Consider the following 4440-nt stretch of genomic DNA (forward strand, 5'->3'; position numbering starts at 1 on the left):
CCTGAAGTAGTTGGGGGTTGCCCCCTGTGAGATAGGGTAGTTGCTTAGCTAAGGGGAGTTTAGCTCAGCTGGGAGAGCATCTGCCTTACAAGCAGAGGGTCAGCGGTTCGATCCCGTTAACTCCCATAAAGGTCCCGTAGTGTAGCGGTTATCACGTCGCCCTGTCACGGCGAAGATCGCGGGTTCGATTCCCGTCGGGACCGTTGGTTTAAAAGCCAAGTAAAAGACAGACTCGTTAGCTCAGTTGGTAGAGCAATTGACTTTTAATCAATGGGTCACTGGTTCGAGCCCAGTACGGGTCATATAGGCGGGTTTGGCGGAATTGGCAGACGCACCAGATTTAGGATCTGGCGCTTAACGGCGTGGGGGTTCAAGTCCCTTAACCCGCATAGAAAAATAAAATAGCCGGCTTAGCTCAGTTGGTAGAGCATCTGATTTGTAATCAGAGGGTCGCGTGTTCAAGTCATGTAGCCGGCATTACCGATAAGCGAACGTAGTTCAGTGGTAGAACACCACCTTGCCAAGGTGGGGGTCGCGGGTTCGAATCCCGTCGTTCGCTTAACGGCCGGGGTGGCGGAACTGGCAGACGCACAGGACTTAAAATCCTGCGAAGGGTGACCTTCGTACCGGTTCGATTCCGGTCCTCGGCATCAATATAATAGATAAGCACCCTTAGCTCAACTGGATAGAGTACCTGACTACGAATCAGGCGGTTAGAGGTTCGACTCCTCTAGGGTGCATTTTTTTCGGGAAGTAGCTCAGCTTGGTAGAGTACTTGGTTTGGGACCAAGGTGTCGCAGGTTCGAATCCTGTCTTCCCGATTGATGGCGGTGTAGCTCAGCTGGCTAGAGCGTCCGGTTCATACCCGGGAGGTCGGGGGTTCGATCCCCTTCGCCGCTATAATTAAAAGACTTTGGACCTTTAGCTCAGCTGGTTAGAGCTCTCGGCTCATAACCGAGCGGTCGTAGGTTCGAGTCCTACAAGGTCCATTTGATCTGGAGGATTACCCAAGTCCGGCTGAAGGGAACGGTCTTGAAAACCGTCAGGCGTGTAAAAGCGTGCGTGGGTTCGAATCCCACATCCTCCTTATATATTGTTAACGCGGGATGGAGCAGTTCGGTAGCTCGTCGGGCTCATAACCCGAAGGTCGTAGGTTCAAATCCTGCTCCCGCAATAGAAAAACGGCTCGGTAGCTCAGTTGGTAGAGCAATGGATTGAAGCTCCATGTGTCGGCGGTTCGATTCCGTCTCGCGCCATATCATTAAGCGGGTGTAGTTTAGTGGTAAAACTACAGCCTTCCAAGCTGTTGTCGCGAGTTCGATTCTCGTCACCCGCTTTACTTTAGGGTAAACCAAGCAGTAACTTTTGCTTGGGCGCGTAGCTCAGGTGGTTAGAGCGCACGCCTGATAAGCGTGAGGTCGGTGGTTCGAGTCCACTCGTGCCCATCTATATTTGGAGAATTACTCAAGAGGCTGAAGAGGACGGTTTGCTAAATCGTTAGGTCGGGTAACTGGCGCGGGGGTTCGAATCCCCCATTCTCCGTAGTTAAACGAGATTATCATTACTATGATATCTCGTTTTATTTTATTATAGAAGGTATAAGACTATGAAAAAATTTAAATTGTCAAAATTGATTATTATTTTCATTGCTTTTTTTTTAATTTCTGCTTCTCTTATTTTTTTTATTTCTAAAAATAAATCTCTTAGAGAAGAAGTATCTTCTGTTATCAATTCGAGCGTTGATACTGTTAAAGAAGTGATTGATATGCCTGTTTATCTTGTTAATCAGTCATTTTCTAGTATTAATGAATTATTTAATACTTTTAAAGAAAATGATCGACTTCGAGAAGAATTATCAAAATTGGAAACACAGGACAAAGAATATCAAATTTTACTCGAAGAAAATAAAGAGTTACGTTCGATACTTGGTGTCAAGGAATCTTTTGAAGGTTTAAATGTTCTTACCGGTAAAGTTATAATGCGCTCTCCTATTGCTTGGCTTGATTATGTTACTGTTGATATTGGTAAATATGATGGTGTTTTAGATGATATGCTTTTAGTTTCAAATGGTGGACTGGCAGGAAAAATTGAAAAAATTAATGCATCCACTACAGACGTCACCTTGATTACTAATTTGTCAAATACAGATGGTATTCCTGTTAAGATTAAAACTAGTAAGGAAGATGTTTATGGTGTTTTAACGGATTATGATGAAAAAGAGAATCTTTTAGTCATTTCACAATTGAATACGAGACAGGCCATTTCAAGTGGTGATGAGGTTTTCACAAGTGGATTAGATGGTCAATCAGTTTCAGATATTTCTGTTGGAAAAGTAAAAATGATTGATGATAAAGAGCCTTTGAACATTAAAATTTATGTTGTTCCAACGGTTGACTTTTCAAATCTTTCCTATGTTAGTCTAATTGGAGAATAATATGAAAAAGTTTAAAGAAATTTTTCCTTTTCTATTTTTATTTGCCAGCCTTTTTTTAGATAGGCATTTAACTTATTTGATTTCTAGTTTGTTTTCCCATCAATTCATTATTTCGAGCTATTTTTTCTTAATGATGCTCTTGTTTTTTATCTTAACTTATTCAAAATGGTTAGTCTATTTGATTTTCTTTGTTTTATCCTTCGTATATGATAGTTTGTACTTTCATAGTATTGGTATTGCAACCTTTCTTTTTCCTCTTTTAATTTTTTTGGGATATAAGTGGTTGCATTTAATGACATACAGTAAAATCGCTAGAGTAGCTAGCTTTTTTATCCTTGTTTTTGTCTTTAATGTTGGTAGCTATTTTCTAGCATGGTTTTACCACATGACATCTTATCCATTTGATGTTTTTGTTTCCTACCATTTGTTACCTTCTTTGATTATTAATCTCTTTTTCTTCTTATTTTCAGAGTTTTTTGTAAAAAGGTTACATTTAATATAATATATTTCAAAAACGCTTTAAAATGTAACAATCACGTAATATAAACTAGACTTTTTTTTGGTATTATAGTAATGTCTTATCGAAAAGGAGTATTTACTAAATGAAAAAACGAATTTTATCCGCAGTATTAATTAGTGGGTTAACATTAAACGCTGTATCAAGCCTACAAGTTGTTTCTGCAACAGATTACGATAGTAAAATTGCTAATCAGGAGAATATCATTGATCATTTAACAACAGAACAAGCTCAAGCTCAAGCTAAAGTGACAGCTGTTCAAAAACAAGTAGATTCTCTCCAAGCAGAACAAGAAAAATTAGCTGAAGAAAATAAAAAACTTGAAGCTGAATCTCAACAATTAGCAAAAGATATTGAAGTTCTTTCTGGGAAAATTGTTGCTAGAAGCAAATCATTAGAAAATCAAGCTAGAAGTGCACAAAAAAATAATACTGCAACTTCTTATATCAGTACATTAGTTGACTCTGATTCATTGTCGGACGCTATTAGCCGTATTGTTGCTATTCGTGAAGTTGTTTCTGCAAATGAAAGAATGTTGGAACAACAAAAAACTGATAAAGAAGCTATTGAAGAAAAACAAGTTAAAAACCAAGAAGCCATCAATACTGTGGCAGAAAACCAAGCAACTTTAGCTGAAAATGCTAATGCTTTAAACACTCAAAAAGCAGAATTAGAAGTTGCTCAATTAAACTTAGCTGCAGAGTTGGCAACAGCTCAAGATGAAAAAAATAACTTACTTGCTGCTAAATCAGCTGCAGAAGAGAAAGCTGCACAAGCAGCAGCTCAAGAAGCAGCAGCAAGAGCAGCGGCTCAAGAAGCTGTAAGACAACAAGAAGCGTCTGTTCAAACAGCTCAACAAGTAGTATCAACTATTGCTCCAGCACAACCAGCGCAACCAGCGCCTGCACCAACTCCAGCGCAACCAGCAAATAATACAACAACGACAACTTCTACTCCAGCACGTACAACAACGCCATCTGTTAACTACTCTGGAAACACTTATCCAGTTGGTCAATGTACTTGGGGTGTGAAATCATTAGCACCTTGGGTTGGTAACTACTGGGGTAATGCAAATCAATGGGGTGCAAGTGCAAGAGCTGCAGGATTTTCAATTGGTTCTGAACCAATTGTTGGTTCAGTTGCAGTATTCCCATATGATGGTGGTGGTTATGGACACGTTGCTTATGTAACAGGTGTTCAAAGCTCAACAAATATTCAAGTTATGGAAGCTAACTATGCAGGTAACCAATCAATTGGTAACTACCGTGGATGGTTTAACCCAACTACACAAGCGGTTTATTATATTTATCCATATTAATAATTGACTAATCAACAGAAAAAACATTGTTTTTTCTGTTTTTTTAGGCTCTTTGTCAACTGTAGTGGGTGACTATTCATCAAGATCGGGAGAGAATCACATTGATTCTCTCCCTTTTAATGTTCAAAGCGATGAGAATTTTTGTTTTAAAGTTGTTAAAGTTTCTAAACC

Annotated in this window: 3 protein-coding genes and 17 tRNA genes; all 20 read left to right on the forward strand. The window is 39.3% G+C overall.

From position 1 onward, the window contains the following. Nucleotides 1-53: 53 nt before the first annotated feature. The 20 genes from N7659_RS07935 (at nt 54) to pcsB (ending at nt 4269) form a co-directional block, all read left to right on the forward strand. Nucleotides 54-126, forward strand: a tRNA-Val gene (locus N7659_RS07935). A 4-nt stretch (nt 127-130) separates the two neighbouring features. Then, nucleotides 131-203 (forward strand) — tRNA-Asp (locus tag N7659_RS07940). Between the two features lie 26 nt (nt 204-229). Beyond that, nucleotides 230-302, forward strand: a tRNA-Lys gene (locus tag N7659_RS07945). Nucleotides 303-307: 5 nt separating this feature from the next. Then, a tRNA-Leu gene (locus tag N7659_RS07950) sits at nt 308-389 on the forward strand. Between the two features lie 15 nt (nt 390-404). Then, nucleotides 405-477: transfer RNA gene (locus N7659_RS07955), tRNA-Thr, on the forward strand. A gap of 10 nt (nt 478-487) precedes the next feature. Beyond that, a tRNA-Gly gene (locus N7659_RS07960) sits at nt 488-559 on the forward strand. Nucleotides 560-564: 5 nt separating this feature from the next. Then, a tRNA-Leu gene (locus tag N7659_RS07965) sits at nt 565-650 on the forward strand. A gap of 16 nt (nt 651-666) precedes the next feature. Next, a tRNA-Arg gene (locus N7659_RS07970) sits at nt 667-740 on the forward strand. A gap of 7 nt (nt 741-747) precedes the next feature. Beyond that, nucleotides 748-821, forward strand: a tRNA-Pro gene (locus N7659_RS07975). Between the two features lie 5 nt (nt 822-826). Then, nucleotides 827-900 (forward strand) — tRNA-Met (locus N7659_RS07980). Nucleotides 901-915: 15 nt separating this feature from the next. Beyond that, nucleotides 916-989: transfer RNA gene (locus N7659_RS07985), tRNA-Ile, on the forward strand. 8 nt (nt 990-997) lie between these two features. Next, nucleotides 998-1087 (forward strand) — tRNA-Ser (locus N7659_RS07990). 13 nt (nt 1088-1100) lie between these two features. Further along, nucleotides 1101-1174: transfer RNA gene (locus tag N7659_RS07995), tRNA-Met, on the forward strand. Nucleotides 1175-1183: 9 nt separating this feature from the next. Beyond that, a tRNA-Phe gene (locus N7659_RS08000) sits at nt 1184-1256 on the forward strand. 9 nt (nt 1257-1265) lie between these two features. Beyond that, nucleotides 1266-1336, forward strand: a tRNA-Gly gene (locus N7659_RS08005). Between the two features lie 35 nt (nt 1337-1371). After that, nucleotides 1372-1445 (forward strand) — tRNA-Ile (locus N7659_RS08010). A 9-nt stretch (nt 1446-1454) separates the two neighbouring features. Then, nucleotides 1455-1542 (forward strand) — tRNA-Ser (locus N7659_RS08015). Nucleotides 1543-1606: 64 nt separating this feature from the next. Further along, entirely contained in the window at nt 1607-2434 is an 828-nt protein-coding gene (mreC, locus tag N7659_RS08020; protein ID WP_263276614.1) for a rod shape-determining protein MreC, read from the forward strand. A gap of 1 nt (nt 2435) precedes the next feature. Beyond that, nucleotides 2436-2936, forward strand: coding sequence for a rod shape-determining protein MreD (gene mreD / locus N7659_RS08025; RefSeq protein ID WP_263276615.1), 501 nt, complete (start codon nt 2436-2438; stop codon nt 2934-2936). Between the two features lie 100 nt (nt 2937-3036). After that, nucleotides 3037-4269, forward strand: a complete 1233-nt coding sequence (pcsB, locus tag N7659_RS08030) for a peptidoglycan hydrolase PcsB (RefSeq protein WP_263276616.1) — start codon at nt 3037-3039, stop codon at nt 4267-4269. The last annotated feature ends 171 nt before the right edge of the window (nt 4270-4440 follow it).

Origin of the sequence: Streptococcus sp. CSL10205-OR2 (assembly GCF_025660655.1) — a bacterium.
Taxonomy (GTDB): Bacteria; Bacillota; Bacilli; order Lactobacillales; family Streptococcaceae; genus Streptococcus.

What these genes read in the sequence shown, in the direction of transcription:
- pcsB (WP_263276616.1), top strand. Translation starts at nt 3,037, where the DNA reads ATGAAAAAACGAATTTTATCCGCAGTATTAATTAGTGGGTTAACATTA.
- mreC (WP_263276614.1), top strand. Translation starts at nt 1,607, where the DNA reads ATGAAAAAATTTAAATTGTCAAAATTGATTATTATTTTCATTGCTTTT.
- mreD (WP_263276615.1), top strand. Translation starts at nt 2,436, where the DNA reads ATGAAAAAGTTTAAAGAAATTTTTCCTTTTCTATTTTTATTTGCCAGC.